Source organism: Clostridium sp. 2218st1_F5_2218SCRN_220325, from assembly GCF_039062665.1.
Classification (GTDB): Bacteria; Bacillota; Clostridia; order Peptostreptococcales; family Peptostreptococcaceae; genus Intestinibacter.
Window position 1 is genome coordinate 3,261 of record NZ_JBCLNH010000006.1, and the last position, 23,596, is coordinate 26,856.

22 protein-coding genes are annotated in these 23,596 nt (G+C 26.6%); 21 read left to right on the forward strand and 1 reads right to left on the reverse strand.

The features are described from left to right. The 21 genes from ABCM86_RS05045 to ABCM86_RS05145 form a co-directional block, all read left to right on the forward strand. Positions 1-351 (forward strand): phospho-2-dehydro-3-deoxyheptonate aldolase (locus ABCM86_RS05045; protein ID WP_343003632.1); only part of this gene is annotated, 351 nt, incomplete at its 5' end. 1 nt (position 352) lies between these two features. Further along, positions 353-1,192 carry a prephenate dehydrogenase gene (locus ABCM86_RS05050; RefSeq protein ID WP_343003633.1) on the forward strand — a complete coding sequence of 280 codons (840 nt, stop codon included), beginning with the start codon at positions 353-355 and terminating at the stop codon, positions 1,190-1,192. Between the two features lie 401 nt (positions 1,193-1,593). Beyond that, on the forward strand, positions 1,594-1,914 hold the full coding sequence (locus ABCM86_RS05055) for a zinc-ribbon domain-containing protein (RefSeq protein ID WP_195929464.1): 321 nt from the start codon (positions 1,594-1,596) through the stop codon (positions 1,912-1,914). Between the two features lie 301 nt (positions 1,915-2,215). Then, the gene (locus ABCM86_RS05060) at positions 2,216-3,763 is read left to right on the forward strand and encodes an SH3 domain-containing protein (RefSeq protein ID WP_343003634.1); all 1,548 of its coding nucleotides are present in this window, start codon (positions 2,216-2,218) and stop codon (positions 3,761-3,763) included. Positions 3,764-4,141: 378 nt separating this feature from the next. Continuing rightward, entirely contained in the window at positions 4,142-4,675 is a 534-nt protein-coding gene (locus ABCM86_RS05065) for an FHA domain-containing protein (protein WP_295677840.1), read from the forward strand. A gap of 39 nt (positions 4,676-4,714) precedes the next feature. Further along, the gene (locus ABCM86_RS05070; RefSeq protein WP_295575030.1) at positions 4,715-4,963 is read left to right on the forward strand and encodes an EsaB/YukD family protein; all 249 of its coding nucleotides are present in this window, start codon (positions 4,715-4,717) and stop codon (positions 4,961-4,963) included. A 123-nt stretch (positions 4,964-5,086) separates the two neighbouring features. Then, complete coding sequence (gene essC, locus ABCM86_RS05075) at positions 5,087-9,634, forward strand: type VII secretion protein EssC (RefSeq protein ID WP_343003636.1); 4,548 nt, start codon at positions 5,087-5,089, stop codon at positions 9,632-9,634. Positions 9,635-9,664: 30 nt separating this feature from the next. Further along, a complete protein-coding gene (locus ABCM86_RS05080; RefSeq protein ID WP_295575023.1) occupies positions 9,665-9,976 on the forward strand; it encodes a WXG100 family type VII secretion target in 312 nt (103 codons plus the stop codon). A gap of 60 nt (positions 9,977-10,036) precedes the next feature. Beyond that, positions 10,037-10,357 carry a hypothetical protein gene (locus ABCM86_RS05085; RefSeq protein WP_195929458.1) on the forward strand — a complete coding sequence of 107 codons (321 nt, stop codon included), beginning with the start codon at positions 10,037-10,039 and terminating at the stop codon, positions 10,355-10,357. Further along, positions 10,357-11,658 (forward strand): hypothetical protein, encoded by a 1,302-nt coding sequence (locus ABCM86_RS05090; protein ID WP_295575018.1) that lies wholly within the window; start codon positions 10,357-10,359, stop codon positions 11,656-11,658. The genes ABCM86_RS05085 and ABCM86_RS05090 overlap by 1 nt, the downstream gene beginning before the upstream one ends. Before the next feature lie 32 nt (positions 11,659-11,690). Further along, positions 11,691-12,971 (forward strand): tetratricopeptide repeat protein, encoded by a 1,281-nt coding sequence (locus tag ABCM86_RS05095; RefSeq protein ID WP_343003637.1) that lies wholly within the window; start codon positions 11,691-11,693, stop codon positions 12,969-12,971. A gap of 12 nt (positions 12,972-12,983) precedes the next feature. Next, positions 12,984-13,292, forward strand: coding sequence for a WXG100 family type VII secretion target (locus ABCM86_RS05100; RefSeq protein ID WP_195929455.1), 309 nt, complete (start codon positions 12,984-12,986; stop codon positions 13,290-13,292). 65 nt (positions 13,293-13,357) lie between these two features. Then, the gene (locus ABCM86_RS05105) at positions 13,358-13,654 is read left to right on the forward strand and encodes a WXG100 family type VII secretion target (RefSeq protein ID WP_195929454.1); all 297 of its coding nucleotides are present in this window, start codon (positions 13,358-13,360) and stop codon (positions 13,652-13,654) included. A gap of 63 nt (positions 13,655-13,717) precedes the next feature. Further along, entirely contained in the window at positions 13,718-14,614 is an 897-nt protein-coding gene (locus ABCM86_RS05110; RefSeq protein WP_195929453.1) for a protein phosphatase 2C domain-containing protein, read from the forward strand. A gap of 28 nt (positions 14,615-14,642) precedes the next feature. After that, a complete protein-coding gene (locus ABCM86_RS05115; protein WP_343003638.1) occupies positions 14,643-15,908 on the forward strand; it encodes a tetratricopeptide repeat protein in 1,266 nt (421 codons plus the stop codon). 38 nt (positions 15,909-15,946) lie between these two features. Continuing rightward, the gene (locus tag ABCM86_RS05120) at positions 15,947-17,896 is read left to right on the forward strand and encodes a protein kinase (protein WP_343003639.1); all 1,950 of its coding nucleotides are present in this window, start codon (positions 15,947-15,949) and stop codon (positions 17,894-17,896) included. A 15-nt stretch (positions 17,897-17,911) separates the two neighbouring features. Beyond that, entirely contained in the window at positions 17,912-18,484 is a 573-nt protein-coding gene (locus ABCM86_RS05125) for a zinc ribbon domain-containing protein (RefSeq protein ID WP_295675705.1), read from the forward strand. 22 nt (positions 18,485-18,506) lie between these two features. Continuing rightward, positions 18,507-19,526, forward strand: a complete 1,020-nt coding sequence (locus ABCM86_RS05130) for a zinc ribbon domain-containing protein (RefSeq protein WP_295675707.1) — start codon at positions 18,507-18,509, stop codon at positions 19,524-19,526. Positions 19,527-19,561: 35 nt separating this feature from the next. Continuing rightward, on the forward strand, positions 19,562-21,121 hold the full coding sequence (locus ABCM86_RS05135) for a zinc ribbon domain-containing protein (protein ID WP_343003640.1): 1,560 nt from the start codon (positions 19,562-19,564) through the stop codon (positions 21,119-21,121). 12 nt (positions 21,122-21,133) lie between these two features. Further along, on the forward strand, positions 21,134-21,544 hold the full coding sequence (locus ABCM86_RS05140; protein ID WP_343003641.1) for a zinc ribbon domain-containing protein: 411 nt from the start codon (positions 21,134-21,136) through the stop codon (positions 21,542-21,544). Positions 21,545-21,658: 114 nt separating this feature from the next. Further along, on the forward strand, positions 21,659-22,633 hold the full coding sequence (locus ABCM86_RS05145) for a hypothetical protein (protein ID WP_343003642.1): 975 nt from the start codon (positions 21,659-21,661) through the stop codon (positions 22,631-22,633). 80 nt (positions 22,634-22,713) lie between these two features. Here ABCM86_RS05145 and ABCM86_RS05150 read toward each other — a convergent pair whose 3' ends face one another. Further along, positions 22,714-23,535 carry an LCP family protein gene (locus ABCM86_RS05150; protein ID WP_195929443.1) on the reverse strand — a complete coding sequence of 274 codons (822 nt, stop codon included), beginning with the start codon at positions 23,533-23,535 and terminating at the stop codon, positions 22,714-22,716. Positions 23,536-23,596: the final 61 nt, after the last annotated feature.

A 23,596-nucleotide genomic window follows, 5' to 3' on the forward strand; every position in this document is an offset into this window, starting at 1 on the left:
AAGTATATAATGGCTGGAGGAAATGAAAATGTAATTCTTTGTGAAAGAGGAATAAGAACATTTGAAACAGCGACAAGAAATACATTAGACCTAAGCGCAGTACCAGTTATAAAACAAAAATCACATCTGCCAATAATAATAGATCCATCTCATGCAACTGGTAAACGTGATTTAGTTGAGCCACTTGCAAAAGCTGCTATAGCAGTTGGTGCAGATGGACTTATGATAGAAGTACATAACAATCCAGCAAAAGCACTATGTGATGGAAAACAATCAATAAAACCAGATACATTTGATAAAATAATGAAGCAATTGCAAGTATACACTGAATTAGAAGGTGTAACAATATAGTATGAAAATCACAATTGTCGGTTTAGGAGTTATTGGTGGCTCCTTTGCCATGGCATTTAAAGAAGCTGGTTTTGACGATGTATATGCTATAGATTTAAATAAAGAATCGATAGAAAAAGCAAAAGATATGGGAATTATAAAAGATGGTTCAGATAATGCAAGAGAGTTTCTAAAAATATCTGACTTAGTGATTATATGCATTTATCCGAAAATAATAAAAAATTTTATCCTAGAGAATAAAAATAATTTTAAAGATGGCGCTATAGTTACAGATGTTGCAGGGATTAAAGGAACCTTAATTAAAGAATTAGATGATATTATACCAGATAATATAGATTTTATTTTTGGTCATCCTATGGCAGGGCGTGAAAATAAGGGAATTGACCATGCAAGCGCCCAATGTTATAAAGGTGCCAATTATCTATTAGTAGATACAGAGAGAAATGATGATGACAATGTCCTCTTTTTACAATCTATAATATATAAGCTTGGTTTTAAAAGAATTATAAGAATTAGCTCAGATTTTCACGACCAGATTATCGCATTTACTTCACATCTGCCGCATGTTATGGCAGTATCATTGATAAATAGTGATGTGGAAGCTAGAAATACAGAAATCTATATGGGAGGAAGCTATAGAGATGCGACAAGAGTTGCAGACATAAATGAAGATTTATGGACTGAGTTATTTTTAGGAAACAAAGAAAATTTACTAGAAGTAATTGATGACTTTATGGCAGAAATGTCCAGATTTAGAAATGATTTGGCAAAAGGCGACAAAATGGCGCTAAATAAACGATTAAAAAGAGCTACAAAAAGAAGAAGACGTTTAAATAAATAGAAAAAGCCCAGAGATATTTAAATTTATCCTGGGCTTTTTTAATTCTAAGGAAATTATATATTATCTGGTTTGTGGATAATGTATAATTTCCAACCTATTAACTAAAGCAACGGAATCTTTGATTCGTTGGCGCTATGAACGTAGTGAATTTTAACTAAAGCAACGGAATCTTTGATTCGTTGGCGCTATGAACGTAGTGAATTTTAACTAAAGCAACGGAATCTCCGATTCGTTGGCGTTATGAGTGAAGCGAATTTTTTGTTGATATTTTAGCTAATTTAAATATTATATTTACAGTAGTTTTTTTATTTATTATAATAAACTACAAGTGCATTTGGGATTATATATAAAAAATGTATAAAAGAGGTTTATAAAATATAAAATAAAAAGGAGGATTTTTAATGTATAAATTAGGGATGATATTAGTAGTAATAGGGTCAATTGGAATAGTGTCTGCATTAACACTAATTGTAGCTGATAAAAATAAACAATCAAAGCCAAAAAATATACAATTACAAAATTCAATAAATAAGCAGACAAATTCAGACTCTTATCAAGATAATAATATGGTAGAGAATTTATTAAATAGCAATCCAGAAACAGAAAACATAATTTATATTGATGATGAAGATGATTATATCGACAATATATGTCCAAACTGTAAGAAGACGTTAAATCCAGATGTTAAATTCTGTTCTAATTGTGGTCAAAAGTTAGTATAAATACGGGGAATAATAATTTTACTTAGATAATTAATAGAAATTATAATATATAAGCGACTTTTAGTCGCTTTTTTAATTCTAAGGAAATTAGACATTGTCTGGTTTATGGATAATGTATAATTTCCAGCCTATTAACTAAAGCAACGGAATCTTTGATTCGTTGGCGCCATGAAGGAAGTGAATTTTTTATATGAGAACAACTTTCTAGTAAAATATTGTAAATTATAGAAAATAATTGTAAAAATCGTTTTTTTGTTATAAAATGTAGGATATAAAATGGGTATATATTTTGGGAGGAATTATGAAAAATAAAGAAATAGCAAAGATTCTAACAATCGCGACAATTGTTGGGAATATAAATATGGCTTTTGCAGAAAATGTAGACAATATAAATGGGAATAATACTTTGACAACTACAATAAGCCAACAATCATCAACAGTAATAAAAACGGGGATAACAACTGCAAGTCTAAATGTAAGAAAAGGACCATCAACAAGTTATGGAGTAATAGGTCGATTATCAAAAGGTGCAAAGGTAGAAATAGTAGAAGTTAGCACTACAGGATGGTATAAGATCAAATTTAAAAACGAATACGGATATGTATCAAATAAATACGTTGAAGTTGATAAAAAAGATGAATCATCAGAACAAAAACCACCAACAGTAATAAAAACAGGAACAACAACAGCTGGACTAAATGTAAGAAAAGGGCCATCAACAAGTTATGGAGTAATAGGTGTGCTATCAAAAGATACAAAAGTAGAAATAGTAGAAGTTAGCATTACAGGATGGTATAAGATTAAATTTAAAAACGAATACGGATATGTATCAAATAAATACGTTGAAGTTGGTAAAAAAGATGAATCATCAGAACAAAAACCACCAACAGTAATAAAAACAGGAATAACAACAGCTGGACTAAATGTAAGAAAAGGGCCATCGACAAGTTATGGAGTAATAGGTGTGCTATCAAAGGATACAAAAGTAGAAATAGTAGAAGTTAGCACTACAGGATGGTATAAGATTAAATTTAAAAATGAATACGGATATGTATCGAATCAATATGTATCAGATAAAAATTCAGGAGAAGGAACAGTAGAGGGAGATAGAGTTTATCAAAATCCTAGCAACTACTTCCAAATACAAGAAAATATAAGCTTTAAAGGACAAGGAAATTATATATTAAAAACAGGTACTATGGGACTTAAAGTTAGAAAAGTTCAAGAAAAATTAGGTATGTCAAGAACAAATAAAGCAATAGTAGGACCTGCTACTACTGCTAAGATAAAAGAGTTCCAAAAATCAATGGGATTATCACAAACTGGACAAGTAGATTATACAACATGGAATGCATTAGGACTTTCTGATGATGATTGGCATAATCTTGGAAGTTATGTATCACCTATACAAATTACAAAGAATAGTACAAAAAATGATTGTATTGAAACTATGATAAGTAGAGCGTATGATTATTTAGGAACAGAGTATATAGTAGGTGCATCAGGGCAACCTGGACAAGGAGTAGATTGCTCTGGCTTAGTTATGCAAGCATTATATTCAGTAGGAATAAATCCATTACCAGTTAGTGTAATTAGACATTCTCAACCAGGATATGAATATGAATCTAGAAATCTATTTACATCAAGTAAATTCAAAACAGTTAGCTATGAAGACAGACAAAGAGGCGATTTAATATTCTATTCAGATCAAAATGGAACAATAATACATATTGCAATATATTTAGGAAATGATCAAGTTATAGAAGCATGGCCTGGTAAAGTAGTAGTATGGCCAATAAAAAATAGCCATAGAGATAGAATCGCAGGAGTTAGAAGAGTTTTTAATTAATATATAATTAATTTAATATAGAGTGAAAAAGACTATTTAATAATATCTATTAAATGGTCTTTTTTTAATTCCCAGGAAATGATAAATTATCTGGTTTGTGGATAATAAATATACAATTAAAAAAAGATAAAATACTACAGAAATATATAGAAAAAAGGAGAATAAAAAATAAAATTGAAATATAAATAAGTAGACTATATAAAAGTATAGAAGTTATATAACCTTTGTAAGATGAAGAAGATAAAAAATTTTATAATGATATTACAAAATATTTTACGTTTTGTAACATTATTATGACATTTAAACAGTACTATATAATTATAGTTGGAATTAAAAAAGGTGTAATAATAGTAAAAATTATTGTATAGGAGGGTTTAGATGGTAGAATCGGATTATGAATGTGATTATAAATTATATATTCAAAAGAAAAGATTACTAAAGGCATTGGCTTTTATTTTTATATATCAAATAATATTTTTGATTATAGTATTTCTCTCTTTAAATTGCCAAGTAATAAATATAGTCTACCTTATATATTTTTTAGATATAGATTTAATCGCTTCAATATTAACATATATATTGATTTGTAAAAATATATACAGAAGTAAGGATAAAGGTGTATTAATATTATCTAGTTTAAATATATATCCTAATGTACTATTTTTAATAGATAAAGATGAGTATATAATTGGAAAGAAAAATGAATTAGTTGACGGATGGATACCAAATCAAAGAATGGTAAGTCGAATACATGCAAAAATAGTTAGAGTGAACAATCGTTTTTTTATAATAGATGAAGAAAGCCTTAATGGAACGTATTTAAATGGAAAAAAACTAACTAAAAAATATATAAAACGCTTAAAAATAGGAGATAGAATTAGATTTGCAAACGTAGAATTTGAAGTAAAATAGGATTTGAAAATCATGACTATTCTGTAAAGGGGGAGTATTATGGAAGAAGTTATAACTGTTGTATTATACTTTCATAGATTAAAAAAGCAAGTTGATTTACAAGTACCAATAAATATATCTGCTACTGAATTTGTAATAGGGGTGAATGAAGCATACAATTTAGGTATAGATATAAATGATTTATCAAAATGTTATCTAAGAAGTGAAAATCCAATAGCCTTATTAAAGGGAGAGAGAACATTAAAAGATTTTAATTTAATAAACGGAAGTATTATAAATATTTTATAGAATATAGAAAGTGATATTGCCTTTATATTTTGTAACTAATATAATTTTCATGAATATGCTTGAAATAAATTTAAACATTTTAAAGTGTTTAGTAAGGAGTTATTTATAAGGAGTTCGATTAGTATGCATAATTTTAAACTTATAATATACGGAAGAAATATATATAGAGAAGAAGTATTAAATAATCAGTTTGAAGTTATAAAGCTTGGAACAACAGTAGATTGTGACATTAGATTTAATGAGAATATATTTTTAAAATCATTTAAAATAAAATTCTTGAGAAACAATGATTTATGGACAATAGTTTGTGATGAAAATACAGAAATTCATTCACATAAAAAAATCCTAAAATCAAAAGAATTATATAATGGAGATAGTATTTCAATTAAATACACTCAAACAGATATAAATATTTTTAATATAGACTATTTAGTAGATTTTGATGTTATTCAAAATTATGACAGAATTATAAATATAAGTAATTTATCACAAATAAAAATAGGTGGAACACTTAATTGTGATATTTATATTGAAGATAACATTGCTAAAAATGAATTTATCACTCTAAAAAAGAGTGAAAATAAATATATATTAATTGATAATCAAACTACATATGGAGTTTATTTAAATGGGAGAAAGATAAATTCAAAGTCATTTTTAAATGATTATGATTTTTTTATGGTTGTTGGATATAGTTTTTATTTAAAAGAAGGAAATTTATATACAACTTCAAATGATGCAATAAATCCTTTAACATTAGAGTCATTTTATATTCAAAACAGTAAAAATGTATTGAAGTATCCTAAATATAATATAACAACAAGAAAAAAATACACAATTCCAGAAGAAGAAATAGAAATCTTACCGCCAAAACAGAAACCTAGACAGCCTAGAAAAAATATATTTTTATTGTTATTTCCATCTATAGGAATGATTATATTAATTATACTATTAAGAGGATTTATATCAGGGGGAGGAACCTTTGTAATTTATGGGGTTTGCTCAATGATACTTACTTTGATAGTATCTATTTTTAGTTATTATTATAGTCAAAAAGATTATGAAAAAGAAGTTGAAGAAAGAGAAAATAGTTATTTAAGATATATTGAAGAAAAGAAAAAGGAAATTATAGAAATAAGAAAAAGAGAACAAATAGTAATGAGGAAAATGTATAGATCTATGGATGCTAATTTAAAATCAGTAGAAGATTTTGATAGTTTATTTGATAGAGATAAAAATGACGAAGATTTTTTATATGTTAGAGTAGGAACAGGGCAATTACCTGCGATTTGTAAAATTAATTATAAATATCCAGATTTTAAAGATTTACAAGACCCTTTATTAGATATACCAGAGAGTATTGAAAAAGGGTATAAAAATCTTATAAATATACCTATAGTTTCAAGATTTTCAGAAGATAATGCAGTAGGAATATTAGGTGAGGATGAACAATTATTTGATATTTTAATAAATATAACTATCGATTTAGCAACAAGACAGTATTATAAAGATGTTAAGTTTATATATATTTTTCATAAAAATGATAGAAAAAGAATGACATGGTTTAGATGGTTTAAACATGTTGAAAATGACGATTTAGGTATAAGAAATATGGTTTATGATGAGGAAAGTACTTCTATAATATTTGACTATATGTATTCAATATTATCAAAAAGGGAGCAACAAAAGGAAGGTAATTTGTTTTCTCCATATTTTGTAGTATTTGTATTTGATAATATGGAATTAAAAACTCATCCAGTATCAAAATATATACAAAATGCTAAAGATTATGGATTTATTTTTGTATTTTTTGAACATTATTATGAATTGCTGCCAAAAGGATGTGCAGAAATAGTCAAATTATCACCAAAGAAAAATGAGGGTTATATATTTAAAACTACAAGTAGTGAAAATAAGATACAGTTTGCTTATGAACCAATAAGCTCTATAAAGGCTTTTGAAATTGCTATAAAAATGGCTGCAATATCTGTAGAAGAAGTAAGTCTTGATAATGAACTTACAAAAAATATTACACTATATGAATTGTTAAATATAATGGATGCTAAGGATTTGGATTTAAAAGAGAGATGGCAAAGTTCTAGAATTGATGAAAGTATAGCTGTACCTTTAGGAATAAAAATGAAAAATAAAAAAATATATCTAGATTTGCATGAAAAATATGATGGACCACATGGATTAGTAGCTGGAACTACAGGTTCTGGTAAAAGTGAAGTATTGCAAAGTTATATTTTATCAGCGAGCACATTATATCATCCTTATGAGTTAGGATTTTTAATAATAGACTTTAAAGGTGGAGGAATGGTAAATCAATTAAAAAACTTACCTCATCTAATTGGATCAATTACTAATATAGAAGGAAGAGAAATACAAAGGTCATTAAAATCTATAAAAGCAGAGTTAAAAAAGAGACAGGAATTATTCGCACTTCAAAATGTAAACCACATCGATGAATATATAGAAATATACAGACAAAATAAAGACATAACTCCGCTACCACATTTAATTATCATAGTAGATGAATTTGCAGAATTAAAAATGGAATATCCAGAGTTTATGAAAGAATTAATATCAGCAGCCAGAATAGGTCGTAGTTTAGGGGTACACCTAATACTGGCTACACAAAAACCTTCAGGTGTAGTTGATGCACAAATATGGAGTAACTCTAAGTTTAAACTTTGTCTAAAAGTACAGACAAAAGAAGACAGCAATGAAGTATTAAAAACCCCTCTTGCAGCTGAGATAACTGAGCCGGGGAGAGCATATTTGCAAGTCGGAAATAACGAAAAGTTCGATTTATTTCAATCAGCATATAGTGGAGCGAAAACACCAAATGGAGATTTAAATGACAAAAATATATTTGAGCTTTATCAAATAAATTTATGGGGAAAAAAGAAATTAGTTTATACAAATAGACAAAAGGATGAAGAAAATAGAAAAACACAGCTAGAAGCTATAGTAGATAGAATAAAAGATTATTGTGATTTAAATAATATACCTAAATTACAAGGAATATGCCTACCGCCTCTTAATGACATAATTTATTTAAAAGACCTAAGAAATACATTTAGAGATATACAAAAGGGGATATCTGTTTTAATAGGAATATTTGATGATCCAGATAATCAAATACAAGAGGAACTGAGTATAAACTTATCTAATAATACATATATAATAGGTTCTTCGTTATCAGGAAAGACAATATTACTAGAAACTATATTATGTGACTTGATTAAAACATATACGCCAAAAGATGTAAATATATATATTATTGATTGTGGAAATATGGCTCTTAGAATATTTGAAGATTCAAAAATAATCGGTGGTGTAACTATTACTTCTGAGGAAGAGAGAATAAACAACTTACTTAGAATGTTAAAGATAGAAATTGAAAAGAGAAAACAAGTATTTTTAAAACATATGGTTGGAACTTATTTAAATTATATTGAGTCAGGATTTAGGGATATGCCACAAATCATTTTAATAATAGATAATATAACTGCATTTAGAGAATATTATCCAGGATATGATAATGAAATATTGATGTTATCAAGAGAGGGTCAGAGTGTAGGTATAAACCTTATAGTTACAGGAATGCAGACAAATTCATTAAATAGCAGAATGTTATCTAACTATCCAACAAAAATATCTCTTCATTGCAATGACAAATCAGAATATTCTAATTTACTTGGTAGAAGTCAAGTTTATTTAAAAGATACTCCAGGCAGAGGTCTTATAGTTTTAGATAAAAGAATATTGGAGTTTCAGACTGCACTTCCAGTAAGAGGAGATAAAGAATTAGACAGAAGTAAAAATATACAAGAATTAATAAAACACTCGAATTTAACTTATAAAAATATAAAAGCTAAAAAAATACCTCAAGTGCCACCAGTTATTTACTTTAATAAATTATTTGAAGAAGAAATGGATCTATTTAAACATAAATATAAAATTCCAATAGGCATAGATTACAACAGTATAGAATATGTGTACTTTGATTTATTAGAAAATAGCTTATTTGCAGTAGTTGGAAGGGACAAAAGTGGAAAAACAAATTTTATTATGAATATACTTTCAACAATAAATAAAACAATATTTTTAAACAAAACAAAAGCATACATAATAGATAGCTCTAAACGCCAGTTATCACAAACAAAACAATATGGATTTGTAGAAAAATATACATTAGATTTATCTGATATAGAAATAATTGTAGACGATATTTATGATGAATTTGAAGAAAGACAGGATTTTTATAAAGATAATATTGAAGATATGGATGAAAATGAAATATTAGAGAAATTACCACTGTATTTAATAGTAATAGACAACAATAAATTTATAAATGAAATAAGTAAAAATAAAGAACTTAATACTAAATTTATGAATATGATAAAGAGTTTTAAAAATTATAAAATGTCTATAATTTTTACAAACATAGAAAATAGCAATCTATCTTATAATGCTCCAGAAATATTAAAAAAAATAAAAGAAAACAAAAGGGCAATTATATTTGAAGATTTAACTAATTTAAAATTATTTGATGTTAGCATGAAACAATCTAGAGAATTTTCAAAACCAATATCATTAGGGGATGGATATTTGCTTGAAAATGGAGAATATACAAAAATAAAGACAATAAAATACGATTAGTAAATATATTTATTAGTTTGGGGGAGTTAGATGAAAGAGGTTAAGAAAATAGATACAAAGTATTTTTATAATACTATTTCAGATTTAAAAGAGAGCATAAAAACATATAGAATTGCAAGAGAAACAGTATTTAGAGCAACTGATGAATTAGAGAGTTCGTGGGAAGGAGAAGGCAAAAATGGCTTTCATGACGAGTTTGTTTTATTAAAAACTAAATTGAATGACCAAGAAGATAATTTAAGAGAAATGGCATTGATGCTAGAGAAAATTGCTTTAAGATATGAAGAATTTGATACAGATGTTTCAAGCCAAATTGAAAGTTCTACGAATTCAAAAAAATAGTGGATTTAATTATAACGTATAGACGGTTAAATATGATTTTATTTATTTTAGGGGGAGATTATGAGTAATTTAAAGCATAAATATAAAGAATTAAAAAGATTACAAAATAAGATTATGGAAAAAGATAATTTTGTCAATGATATAAATTATAAAATAGATGATTTGAAAGAGGATTGTATAGATTCGTTAAAATCTACAGTTAATATCTCAATTGAAGATATAGTATATGAATATTATGAAAAATATCCATATATAGATGATTTTTTGATAGAAGCAAATAACAGCATAGAAAATGAACTTAATAGACTTTATGAAAAAGTTCAACAAGAGGAAATTGAAAACAAAGAAAGGTTTAATAACTTATTTGGAGGGCTTATCTAATGGGAGAGATGATAATAAATTATTCAAAGCTAAATGGTTTATCTAATACAGCTAAAAAAGCAGCAGATAGATATAATAAAAGAATAAATCAATTAGAAGGATTTCGAAAAAAGTTAGATGAATTAGATACTCTCAATACTGGAAATTTGAATCAAGCTAATCTGCAGATAAAAAATAGAATTAATGAATGTATAAATAAAAAAGAAAAAATGACTATATTTAAACAAAAGATAGATGAACTAGAAAATGAAGTACTAAACACTGATAGAAAAGTAGCGAAAAGAATTAAACAAGATAGTAAATATTTTAAGGTTAAAAATAACATAAAAACAGGTATAGGAACACATATACTAGTATATTTAAATCAAAGTAAATATAACCCTATAAATAAATTGGAGTTTATAACTAAATTAATAACAGGATGCACTACAGAACAATTCAGAGAGGCGATAAATATTAATTTTAGAAACTTAAAATACAATATAAAAGATTTTTATTATGAAAAGGGCGGAAAGTACTGGATTAACATCTTAAAAGATGGAGTTACAACTGTAGCAGCAGCAACTCTATTAATAGCAGCTGCAGTTGGTTCTGGAGCATGGATAATAGCTGCACTAGGTGGAATCGCCGCTACTATATGGTTAGGATATAAAGGAATAACAAAATATATTTATGATGTAAAAGCATTAAAAGAATTTAATACTACTAAAAACAATGCTAAAGCCGATAAAATAGACGACAAAGATCATATAAATGCAAGTGAGTATATAGGTGGAAAAGTCACATCAGCAACAATCGGTAATAGAGAAATAGGTGAAAAAATAGGAAGAGGAACTACACAAGTTATAAGTTCATATTTTTTATTTAAAAATTTAAAAGACTTTACTAAAAATAAAATAAGTGAAATTAAGGCATATGACAAAAATATTTCATTTTATAAAAATCTAATCAGTACAAAACCATTTAATAAAGATGATTTAACAAAATTAGATAAATCCACTAATTTAATAAAAAGATTTAGTCAGGGAATAGGTATAGACGATATAAATACTTTAAATAAAATTTCAAATATGAGTAGAGATATAGGCACTATAACTATGAAAGTTAATCCAATAGGTGAAGTAATAAGCTCTATAAAGTCATATAAAGATGATTATTTTTCCGCTAAAAAATCAAAAAATCACATTATAAATAATTTAAATATCCCATTGCACAATATTCCAAACATTAGGTATATAAACTTAAATCCTCAAGCTAACACAAGTTTAAATAGATATAAGTTATATAATTTTGGAACATAGAAAAACTTAAAATATTCTAAGGGGGGAATATAGTGATAACACAAGAATATATAAATCAAGCTAAAGTACTTTATAGTGTAGGAAATTATAGAGAATCTATAAATAAGTATAAAGAGGCACAAAAACAAAATCCAATGGATATAGATATATATTTTGGGTTAAGTGAATCATATATAATGCTAGAAGACTTTATAAGTGCAGAGGAATGTTTAAATAATATATTATTGATAGATAAAGATAATGCAAAGGCATATTTCTATCTAGGTAATATTAAATTTTTACAAGATAATCAACAAGATGGCAAGGAAGCATACTTAAAAGCGATTAGTTTAGGATTTTCAGATATAGATATTTTTATAAATTATGCAATTATATGTGAAGAAAATGAAGATTACTATAAAGCATTAAAATACTATAATAAGGCTTTGTCAAAAGATAAATTTAGAGCTGATATTATGTTGAGAAAGATAGAAATATTAATAGGAATGGACAAAATTGAAGAGGCATTAGAAAACTTAGACTTATTTATACAAATAAATCCCGATTTATTTGAAGGATATCATTTAAAATTTTTAATATTAATAGAAAACAACAGACTCCAAGAAGCACAGCAAATTCTACAAAGTGCAATGGCAATGTTTCCTGAAGATGAAGGATTTTTATTCGATAAGGTGATTTTGTTTGAGGAACAACAAAAAATACAAGAAGCATTGGAGATTTTAGAAACTGTATTTAAAAATAATAACAGTAAAATTGTATTAAATGAAAAAGCTAAGATTTACTTATCACAAAATGAAGTACAAAAAGCTAAAAATACACTAAAACAAATAATTGACTTAAATAAAGATGAATTTAATGAAGATAGCTCATTTTATTTAATTATGATCTATATAAGTGAAAATGATTATTTAAATGCACAAAAATATATAGATGAAATAATTGAATATAAAAATGAAGGAATATATTATTATTCAGCTCTTTTCCTAAAAGGTCAAGTAATAAAAGCGCTTTATGGTCAAAACTCTTGTAAAGATTATTATGAAAATACAGTTGGTATTTTAAGACAAGGAAGTTTAGACTATCCAGATAACTTGGACTTAATTATCTATAGAGGAATTATATATAAAGAATTAGAGAATTATGAAAGAGCATTGGAAATGGCTAATTATATTCTGGCTATATCTGATAATATTGGAGAAGCTTATTTATTGAGAGCGCAGATATACGAAGCTATGGGAGATATTGAAAAATCACAAAGTGATAAAAAGTTAGCTGTGGATAAAAGTGAAATACTTAATAAATTTGGAATTTAGGGAGGGGGCATGATGTCTAAAATATTAAAAGTGAATTTTGATGCATTTGAATATACTATATCTAAATATCAAGAAAGTATAGATTTATTTGAAGAAACTTTAAATAAACTAAATAAAAGTATCGATATATTAAAAACATCTGGCTGGGATAGTGCTGCAAGTGAGGAATTTTTTAATACTTTCGATAATAAGTGGAAATATAATATGGAACTTCACATAAAAATATTAAATCATTTTAAAGAATGCATAAAGTCATCACAGGAAGACTATAAAAAACTAGATGAGTTAATTCAAACAACATTAAAATCATTACAACTGTAATATAGTAAAAGATTATTAGATATAAATCTAATAATTTAAAATAAATATTTTTAGGGGGTAGAAAGATGGCAGATAGAATATTGTATAGCATACCAGAGATGAAACAAGCAGGGGCTAATTTCCATGCTAAAGCAGAGGAAATAAACGATATTTTAAATTATTTGAATTCTGAAATAGAAAATTTAGAAAGTGTATTTGATGGTGCAGCACAAGATAGCTTATTTGCTAAATATCAAGAATTACAAGAAAGTTTAAAACAATTTCCAGAGGTAGTAGATAATCTAGGTTCATTAATAGAAAATATAGCCCAACAAGTAGAACAAAATGATCAAGATATGGCTAGCTCCATATCTTCTAACTAATATTTAAATAATAGGGTTGTTATTATTTTTTATAATAATGACTCTATTTTAAGGAATGATAGTATGAGAATGTTTAATATTTCGGCATCTGTAGGGTGCCATAAAGGAAATAAAAGAAAAAATAATGAAGATAACTTCTATTTAAATGGAGAATTTAAAGAAGACCCAAATGAAAAAAAGAATTTATTTTTCAATATAAATACTAATGATAAAATACAGGTTTATGCAGTATGCGACGGCATGGGTGGAGGAGACTTAGGAGAAATTGCATCTTATATTGCTGTTAAAATACTTTCAAAATATCAAAAAGAAGTATTCAATTATTCAGGAAGAATAACTATAGAGAAACATATAGATGAATATATAGAGGATGTTAATGAAAGAATTTGTGAAGTTACATCAAAATTAAACAAAGACTGCATAGGAACTACAATGGCATTAATAATTATATATGAAGATTATATGTATATATATAATTTAGGTGATAGTAGAATTTATTTTATTTCAAAATATGAAATTATACAACTATCTAAAGACCATACAAAAGCACAGATGCTTTATAAATCAGGAATTATAAGCAAAGATGAAATGAAAAGTAGTCCCTCAAAAAATATATTAACTCAATATTTAGGTATATCAACACAAAATGGAAATATATCACCATATAAGATACTGTTTAGAATAAATAAAGGAGATAGATTTTTAATTTGTAGTGATGGTGTATCAGATTTATTAAATGATAATGAAATTGAAAATATAATAAGAAATAGTAGTACTACAGATAATGCTGTTAGTTTTATTGTAGATAATTCACTATTAAAGGGTGGAATAGATAATATAACTGCACTTTTAATAGAAATAGAAGGCAGTAAAAATGAAAAAGCAAATAAAGTTATTAGATGTATATTGCTTTTAACTTTTTTAGTAATAACTATCATAGGCATAAATTTATTGTATTAAATTATAAAACTATAAAGGGGGAGAAGTATTGAAAACAAAATTATTAGTTTTATTCACTATTATAACGATAGTTGGTGTTGGTATGATAGTATTAAAAGACAACTTTGGGAAATATAACAAACAAGTAAATTACGGATATAAACTTTTAGAAACTGGTAAATATGAAGAAGCAGTACTGGCATTTAATAAGGCTATAACTATTGATAAGAAGAAAGACAGGGCCTATGTAGGTCTTATGGATACGTATAAAAAGCAAAATAAAGAAGATGCTGCACAAAACATATACAATGTTGCGAGTAATGCAATGCTTAATGTATCTGATATAGAGGCAATTAAACAAAGATATGAGGCAATACGAAATGAATATATAAAGGAAACTGGTAAAGATGTATTGCCACCAACACCAGAGCAAAACAATACAAACTTGGCTAATAATGATAATTCTGAAACAAATATAGATACATTACAAAACGGTACAGATTTATCTAAGGACTTATATAAATCATTGGAAGATGAATTAAAAGCAGAGTATGGTATGATTTCAAATACAAAGTTTAACTATTCTCTTACTGAAAGTTCAAATAATATAATTAGTTCAGGTGATGGCGGAATAATAAGAATAATATATGATGATTTAGATAACAATGGAACTGATGAAATGATAGTTTCTAGAGTTGAAAATCAAAATTTAGCTATAGAAGTTTACACAGTAAATGATAATGATGTAAATTATGTACCAATATACTGTTTTAATAATTCACAAGAACCAGGAGATTATGTGACATATGAAATGTTTTTAACTAATAAATATGAAGCTAACGCAAATTTATTTATAAAAAATTTAAATGGAGATAAATATTTATGTTTAGAATATGGAAGTGGATTAGGAGTAAATAATGGGGATGAAGATCAAGAATATAAAATTTTAGATATATATAAATTTGACGGAGAAAAATTATATATTATAAGTACCTATAGGGAGGAAATAGACTTTTTATGGGATGGTGAAGAAGAAATAGATAAATATATAGTATCTGGTGAAATGGAAAATATATATGAAGAATTTGATGATGAATCTGAGTTTATAGATTATCTAAAAAATATATTAAGTGAATATGATTTAAGTGGATTATGGTCAGATAGAGCCTATTTAACAAATTATACAGATGACAGAGAAAAACATTATACTAAAGCTTCAGATAGATGTTCAGATATTATTGACATAATTAATATAACATCATATAGTGAAGGTAATGATGATAATATAACTTTAGAAATAGATACATGCAATTAACTTTAAACAGAAGAGAGTTTTCATAAGGGGGATAAGCGATGAATATTCTTTTTAATAAATACAAAATAATTAAAAAGATAGGTCAAGGAGGTATGGGGAGTGTATATTTAGCTCAAAATATATCATTAGGAACATTATGGGCAATAAAAGTAATAAATAAAAAAAGAGGGCAAGGATATGATTTACTAGCAGAGCCAAACATTCTTAAAAAATTAAACCATCCTTCACTTCCTAGAATTATCGATATAGAACAAGACCAAAATTATTTATATATTATAGAAGATTATATAGATGGTATAGCTCTAGATAAAGAATTAAAACAAGTTGGCCAATTTGCAGAAGGATTAGTAGTAGAGTGGGCAAAACAATTATGTGAAGTGTTAATTTATTTACATTCTCAAAGGCCAAATCCAATAATTTATAGAGATATGAAACCAGAAAATATAATAATAGCCCCAGATAATACAGTAAAATTAATAGATTTTGGTATAGCTAGAGAATTTAAAACAGATAGTTTAAGTGATACTAGTTATATGGGGACAAGAGGATATGCAGCACCCGAACAATATGGAAAAAGTCAAACTGATGAAAGAACAGATATATATTCTTTAGGTGTTACTTTATACTACTTATTAACAGGTATGAATCCAAATGATTTACTATATGATTTTAGACCGATGAGAATTTATAATCCTCATTTATCTCAGGGAATTGAATATATAGTAAATAAATGTGTACAAAATAGACCTGATAAAAGATATCAAAATGTAAATGAACTTTTGTATGACTTAAAAAATATATATGTTTTTAACGAGTCATATAAAAAACAAAAAAGAGATAAATTTATTAAAAATGCCTCAAAGGTGTTATTAATTTGTATAGCTGTTGGAGCGATAATTTTTGGTACAAAAACATTTTTTAATCAAAAAATATCTAAATATGACAAGTTAATAAATGAGGGTACAGAATGTTTAAAAAGTGGAAACTTAGAAGAAGCACAAAGTAATTTCGAAAAAGCTGGGGAAATAAATTCAGATGACCCAGCATATGTAATAGGAAATGCAAATGTTTACTATAAACAAGGTAATTATGATTTCTGTTTAGAATATTTAATAGATTATTCTAACAAGAATAATAAAATAATAGATAATCCTGAATATAATTTTGTAATGGGAAATGCTTATTATAAGCAGGAAAACTGGACAGGAGCAATAGAATATTTTTCAAAAACAGTCGATTTAGCATCTCAAGACGAAAACTACAATGATAGAATTAATGAATTTAAGGCAGATTTAGCAAAAGCCTATGTCAAAGATAATCAGATAGAAAAAGCTCAAGAAATAATCAATAGTATACCTGATGGAAATGATGATTATATCAACTATATAAATTGTGAAATTGATGAAGCATCAAATAATATATCATCAGCAATAAGTGGATATAAAAACATAATAAATACAACTAAAAATGAAAATATAAAATCTGAGTGTTATATTTCAATTGCAAATATATATAAAAATCGAAATAACTTTAATGAAGAAATAAATATATTAATAGAAGCGACAAATAATTTGCAAGGTGGTTCAAATTTAGTTGTAAAGGAAATGTTAGGTGAAGCTTATTATAAAAATGGAGAGTATACATCATCTGCAAATATATTTAATGAACTTTTAGAAGTTGGTTATACTAGACCGTATATTTATTTAGATATAGCATATGCATATCAACAAAGTGGGGACTTAGTATCAGCAGAAAATGTATTAATACAGATGGAAGAAAAATATCCATCAGAATATAGGTGTTATGTGCAATTAGCATATGTATATATAGAATCTGAAGGAAATAAAAGTGAAGAAAGCAGAGATTATCAAAAAGTAATAGACAACTATAATTTAGCAGTTCAATATGCGCCAAATGGAGAAAATACAGCGGAAGTAGTACAGTTGAGAGGTAAGATTGATGAATTAGAATCAAATGGATGGATCTAAAAGGGGAGGAATAATATGTATACAATAGGGATAGTTTTAACAATTGTAGGGGTTGTTGGAATAATAGGAACCCTTATATGGATTTTTGTAGATAATCATAAGAAAAATAAACAAAGACAGAGTACAATTAATAGTATAAGAAATCAACAATATGAACCACATTTTCAAGATAGTAGAGTTAAAAATTACAGAGCACCAAATTCTAGACCATATGTCAGCCCAAATCAGGAATTTGATCTTACAGAAGGGCTAAGCAATAATTATCCAAATCAACATATAAATAAAACACAATATACTAACCAAAATTCAGAACAAGATTTTAATAGACAATTAAATCCCAATATATATCAAGATTTACAGACAGAAAATTTAATGACAGATAGCTTGTTTAATAGTGACGTAAATACAGAAAGCTTAGTATATACTGATGGAACTTCAGAGAGTTTAGTTGATGATGGCGAAAACTATACTGAAACTATACAAGATGATATAAAAGATTATGAAACTTCAGATGTGTGTCCTAATTGTAAAACACCGCTAAAGCAAGGTGCAAAATTCTGTAGTCATTGTGGAACAAGATTAGTATAAATTTGGGGGAAGTGAGAGTTAAATGATTTGTAAAAATTGTGGAACAAATAACAAAGAGGGTGTAACTTATTGTGCTTACTGTGGTAAAGCGCTTAATGATAATGACTATATATATAGTGAACAAACTCCACAACATAGTGGAGATTCTAAAAATCTAATGAAAATAATTGCTATCGTAGTGTCTATTTGTTTAGTACTTGGAGGAAGTTTTATTTTATTAAAAGAAAGTGTATTTAGTGAAGATGTTTCTATAGAAGATGTTGTTGTAGATGGAGAGTATGAGATGGAAGGCGACACATATGTATTTGGTGTAAATAAAACTGTAATTATAGAGCCTAAAATTAATTCATCAAGTGATAAATTAGACTTAAGCTATAAATTAGATGACAGCAGTATTGCAAATGTAGTTAAACTCAATAATAAATGTAGTATTGTAGGGCTTAAGGAACAGGGAACAAATTTAAATATCTATGACGGTGATAAGATTTTAAAAGTATTGAAGATATCATTTAAAGATGATTCTAAATCAAAAAGCGCTACTAATGGAAATAGCAGCTCTAGTACAGTAAAAAATAAGACTACTACTAGAAACAATAGCTCAACTAAGAATAATTCATCTAGTAAAAACAACGATACAACTCAAAGTTCATCATCAAGTATTCCATTAGACGATATTACTTACTTTATGTCAGGATATTTTAATGATTATGTAGATGCAATGAATTATGGGGATTTTAGCATAATAAGTGGAGAATTGACAACTGGTGGAAATGCATATAATCAATATAAAAAATCAATACCACATGCATATGAAAAGGGCATAACAATAAGTTTAAGAGGATTTGATAAAGTATCTGCAAAAAAAGTATCAAATGGAGTATATAGCATAACTTATACTGTCGATTGGGAAATATATAATCCAGAAGAAGAAACTTACAGATTACAAAGAGAATATGCTGATTATATTGTGAAACAATCAGGAAGTAGTTATAAATTAGATAGATTAGAAAATTGGGAAATACTAAGTAAGCAATATATATAAAATAATAAAGAGCAGTTAGAAAGGGGAGATATTATATGAGATTTTGTACAAAATGTGGAAAACAAAACGAAGATTATTGTAATTACTGTAGCAAAGATGGGGAAAACTTAAATAACTTACAAAGTAGATTAATGCTTACAGAAAATAAAAATTCTTTTTGTGATATATGTAATAATCCTATAAAAACATCACAGACTTATTGTCCTAAATGTGGTCATCTGTTGAGTGAAGTTAGGATGAGAACTAGATACAATACACAAAATCAAAATTTTAATACTTTAGGAAATCCTGATTATATAGATAATATTAAAAAAGTAGATTTTGGAGCAGAAGAATTAGCAGAAGATGCTAGAAAAATGTTTGTGAGTTTGCCAGAATTTTTTGAAGATATTAAGTTTGGACTAAAAAACTTTGATTATATTGGATTTTTTCAAAATAATATAAAGACAGCATTTTTAACAGGATTAGCATCTGTTATATTTGTTGCATTATTTCCATTACTCATTACTTTAATATTATCACTAGTAGGAGTAAATATAGGAGCAGTAATTGGAATATCTAGTTTAGCAGGATTATCTACACCAAAGTTATTTCTTATGACTTTGACTGCTATGTCAGTTCCAAAAATGGTATTTACATTTTCTGGGGTGACTGTAAAGCTAGCTCTTAGAACATTTTTAGCACCATTTATATCTGGATGCTTAATAGTATTAGCGACAAGAATAATGTTTAAAGAAAGAAGATATCAATCATTACCGATGGCTACATTAGGAGCTTTATCATATTCAGTAATTATGGTGGTTATATCATTATTTGCAAGATATCAAATAACACAAGGAGTTGTATATTATTCTATTTTAAGTGTATTTCTAAATTCATTTATTATTTCATTTATAGCAATGATGATGGCATTAGAAAAAGAAAATTCTAAAATAATAGGCACACTTTCTAATATATTTAGACATAATTTTAATACGGTTTTAAAAATGATATTAGGAATTACTATTGCACCAGTTGTAATTATATTTGTATATATGGTTGTAAATGGATTGGATAATACTCAATATTTTTCAATGTATGCTTCAGAATTTTGGAATTTAGTTCCTTATAATATTGGATTAGGACTATTTCTTGGGTTAATAATTGGTTTTTTATTGTTAAATCCATGGATATTATTATTTATACAATTTGTAAGTTTTCATGCAGTTATAACATCTACAAATATATTGTCACAAGGTGGAATAGCAGTACTGATAATAGTACCGATTATAGTTTTGGTTGTCATGGGCAGAAGTATCAAAACTAGATATGGTGAAGGAAGAAATAGTGTAGTCGCTATGTATAGCATTTGTTATACAAGTATAATGGTTTTATTATCATATTTCTCTAAAATAATTTTTAGTGGAGATTTGAGCAAATTAAGTAGCGGACTTTATTCATTATTTGATGAATATGCATCAGGAGGTGATTACTCTATAGGTACAACTATGAGTGGATATATAGGAACTAGTTGTATAATGACACTTATAGTCACACTTATATTGAGTTTTGTTTGTATGTATATCGGTTATAGAACAAAAAAGTTGATTAGATAGGGGGAAATAATTGTGGCTAATAGACAAGAAATTGTTAGAGAGATAGATAAATTAAATAAAAGTGTAGAAGATGCGAGTTTGAGAAAAGAAGAGGCACTTTTGGAATTAGGAATATTTATATATAAAAAAGTACGAGAAGGGTTACTTGATAATGAAGAAATAAATGAAAAATGTGAATCGATAATAGGATTTGATCATGTTATTTACGATTCTAAAGTTAAAATAGATAAATTTAATAAGCAATTACAAGGTATCAAGTGTAGTTGTGGAGCTATTTTAACTCCGGAAGATAGATTTTGTGGAAAATGTGGCCAAAAAGTTGAAATGCCTGTTGATAATACAGAATATATAGAATGTAAGAGATGCTTATCAAATATAGATAAAACTTCAACATATTGTCCATGTTGCGGTATAAAATTATAAATAAATTTTAACTAATAGAGGCCTTGTATAGTCAATTTAATAAGATTATATAAGGCTTTTTGATTATTTTTTAAGAGTTTTAAATATAGAGTCTATATTATTGGGGGGATAAATATGAAAAAAATTATCTGCATTATGTTTATTTCACTATGCTTTTTTGTATCGGGGTGTAATAGTACAGGAAATAATAATATTATAAATAATTTAAGCACTAAGGAATATGACGATTTCATAATAAATACACTTATACCTGAGTATGGAATAGCTGATTTAACACAAGTCAATTTAGTTAATTCAGGACAAGGTTCGTATGGAGAGGTGTTTTTACAAGATGGGATTTCAGATATAAGTTTCAGAGATTTAAATAAAGATTATGTAAATGAAATGATAGTTACAATAAAACAAACAGAATCATTTGGTGATAATTTTACAGATAAATACAAAATAGAAGTTTATACTATAGAGAATAATCAAGTAATAGAATTAGAAAGTGATATAGAAGACATGTCTGTTTTGACTTGGTTGGAATTCAATTATAATAATAATTTTAATGTATTTACAAAAAGCTATGATGAAGGAGAATATTTAGTTATTGAAAACTATGTAAATCAAACTGGTGATGGGGGAATGGGAGTTTATCTAAGAATGTATAAGATGGAAGGAAATGAATTAATACTTCAAAGGGATTGTAGCAATACAATATATTATGCAATGGGATATGAATACGACTATGATGGTATGACTTATACTTATAACCAAACAACACTTTACAGTGATATATCACAAGAGGAAGGTTATGATATTTATAACTTCCAAAAAGAAGAATGTAGACGCCAATTTGATAATGATGTATCTCAAAATATGTCAGAGTTTGATATGGGGCAAATATGGTCAGGATATATGGAAAATTATTATAATGCAATGTTATCAAATGATAATATATATATAAATGATTATATGAAAGAGGCATCACTAAGACAAAGTGGTATTACAGATTTATTTAGAATGGAATATATGCCAGATAGTACATGTGGAGGCAATATTACATTTTATAATTATAACGGTGACTATTTAAGTAAATTTAAATAAAAATTAAAAATACTCCATTTTAAGTGAAATTAAAATAGCTTAAGATGGAGTATTTTTTAGTGAGGGAAGGTTAAATTGTATTAACTTTTATGTGAAACAATTTTATAAGTTATGATTCCATATTTTATTAAACTAGCTGTATTCATATTTGTTTTTATGTATGGTTTCATACAACTTACTAGTTTTGGATATTTAAAGATAGGTATTGATTTAATATCTTCTGCCATATCTTTAGATACTTTTGTTTCGTTTAGATATTTTAATAGCTTTTCTTCAGTCATATCTATTCCCATTTCATTTAGCTTATCTGACATTTCAGAAAGAGACTCAGCATTGATTTCAATTACTTTAGTTATATGAGCATTGAATTTTGTTTCGATAGCATTTAGTAGCAAGTCTGTATTTTGGCCCCAAGAATATGTATCACCTAATTTTTTATATCCTACATTAGGTATATTTACATATGTATCAAGAGGAATAGGTATAAATGAAATTTTATTATTAGCACTATCTAATGATAAAACTGAAAACTTATCAGGTGGATTTTCAAAAGAATTATCACTAGGAACAGTGCAGATAACTAATATATTTGTCAATGTATCTGATTCCTTTGGTATTGTAATATTTGAGCTAGAATCTTTTTTACTGTTGTCTTTTGTTTTATTGTTTGTATCAGATTGATTTTTATTATGTAGTTTATTTTTATCTTCAAGGCTACTGTCGTTTTTAGTAGTTTTATTGATGGATGTTTCTTTTGTATCAGAAGAATCTCGTTTTGAGTAAGATTCTTGTTTAGTTTGTTGTTCTAAAAATGGATTATCAATTGATAAATTATTGCCTAATGCAACTACTAAAAGAACAACAGGAATTGTATATATAAGACTAAAAATAAATTTTTTCATATAGATTACCTCCTTATAATATTAATTTTTAACCATTTTATAAATTTTAATTCAGAAACTG

What these genes read in the sequence shown, in the direction of transcription:
- ABCM86_RS05050 (WP_343003633.1), top strand. Translation starts at nt 353, where the DNA reads ATGAAAATCACAATTGTCGGTTTAGGAGTTATTGGTGGCTCCTTTGCC.
- ABCM86_RS05055 (WP_195929464.1), top strand. Translation starts at nt 1,594, where the DNA reads ATGTATAAATTAGGGATGATATTAGTAGTAATAGGGTCAATTGGAATA.
- ABCM86_RS05060 (WP_343003634.1), top strand. Translation starts at nt 2,216, where the DNA reads ATGAAAAATAAAGAAATAGCAAAGATTCTAACAATCGCGACAATTGTT.
- ABCM86_RS05065 (WP_295677840.1), top strand. Translation starts at nt 4,142, where the DNA reads ATGGTAGAATCGGATTATGAATGTGATTATAAATTATATATTCAAAAG.
- ABCM86_RS05070 (WP_295575030.1), top strand. Translation starts at nt 4,715, where the DNA reads ATGGAAGAAGTTATAACTGTTGTATTATACTTTCATAGATTAAAAAAG.
- essC (WP_343003636.1), top strand. Translation starts at nt 5,087, where the DNA reads ATGCATAATTTTAAACTTATAATATACGGAAGAAATATATATAGAGAA.
- ABCM86_RS05080 (WP_295575023.1), top strand. Translation starts at nt 9,665, where the DNA reads ATGAAAGAGGTTAAGAAAATAGATACAAAGTATTTTTATAATACTATT.
- ABCM86_RS05085 (WP_195929458.1), top strand. Translation starts at nt 10,037, where the DNA reads ATGAGTAATTTAAAGCATAAATATAAAGAATTAAAAAGATTACAAAAT.
- ABCM86_RS05090 (WP_295575018.1), top strand. Translation starts at nt 10,357, where the DNA reads ATGGGAGAGATGATAATAAATTATTCAAAGCTAAATGGTTTATCTAAT.
- ABCM86_RS05100 (WP_195929455.1), top strand. Translation starts at nt 12,984, where the DNA reads ATGTCTAAAATATTAAAAGTGAATTTTGATGCATTTGAATATACTATA.
- ABCM86_RS05105 (WP_195929454.1), top strand. Translation starts at nt 13,358, where the DNA reads ATGGCAGATAGAATATTGTATAGCATACCAGAGATGAAACAAGCAGGG.
- ABCM86_RS05110 (WP_195929453.1), top strand. Translation starts at nt 13,718, where the DNA reads ATGAGAATGTTTAATATTTCGGCATCTGTAGGGTGCCATAAAGGAAAT.
- ABCM86_RS05120 (WP_343003639.1), top strand. Translation starts at nt 15,947, where the DNA reads ATGAATATTCTTTTTAATAAATACAAAATAATTAAAAAGATAGGTCAA.
- ABCM86_RS05125 (WP_295675705.1), top strand. Translation starts at nt 17,912, where the DNA reads ATGTATACAATAGGGATAGTTTTAACAATTGTAGGGGTTGTTGGAATA.
- ABCM86_RS05130 (WP_295675707.1), top strand. Translation starts at nt 18,507, where the DNA reads ATGATTTGTAAAAATTGTGGAACAAATAACAAAGAGGGTGTAACTTAT.
- ABCM86_RS05135 (WP_343003640.1), top strand. Translation starts at nt 19,562, where the DNA reads ATGAGATTTTGTACAAAATGTGGAAAACAAAACGAAGATTATTGTAAT.
- ABCM86_RS05145 (WP_343003642.1), top strand. Translation starts at nt 21,659, where the DNA reads ATGAAAAAAATTATCTGCATTATGTTTATTTCACTATGCTTTTTTGTA.
- ABCM86_RS05150 (WP_195929443.1), bottom strand. Translation starts at nt 23,535, where the DNA reads ATGAAAAAATTTATTTTTAGTCTTATATATACAATTCCTGTTGTTCTT.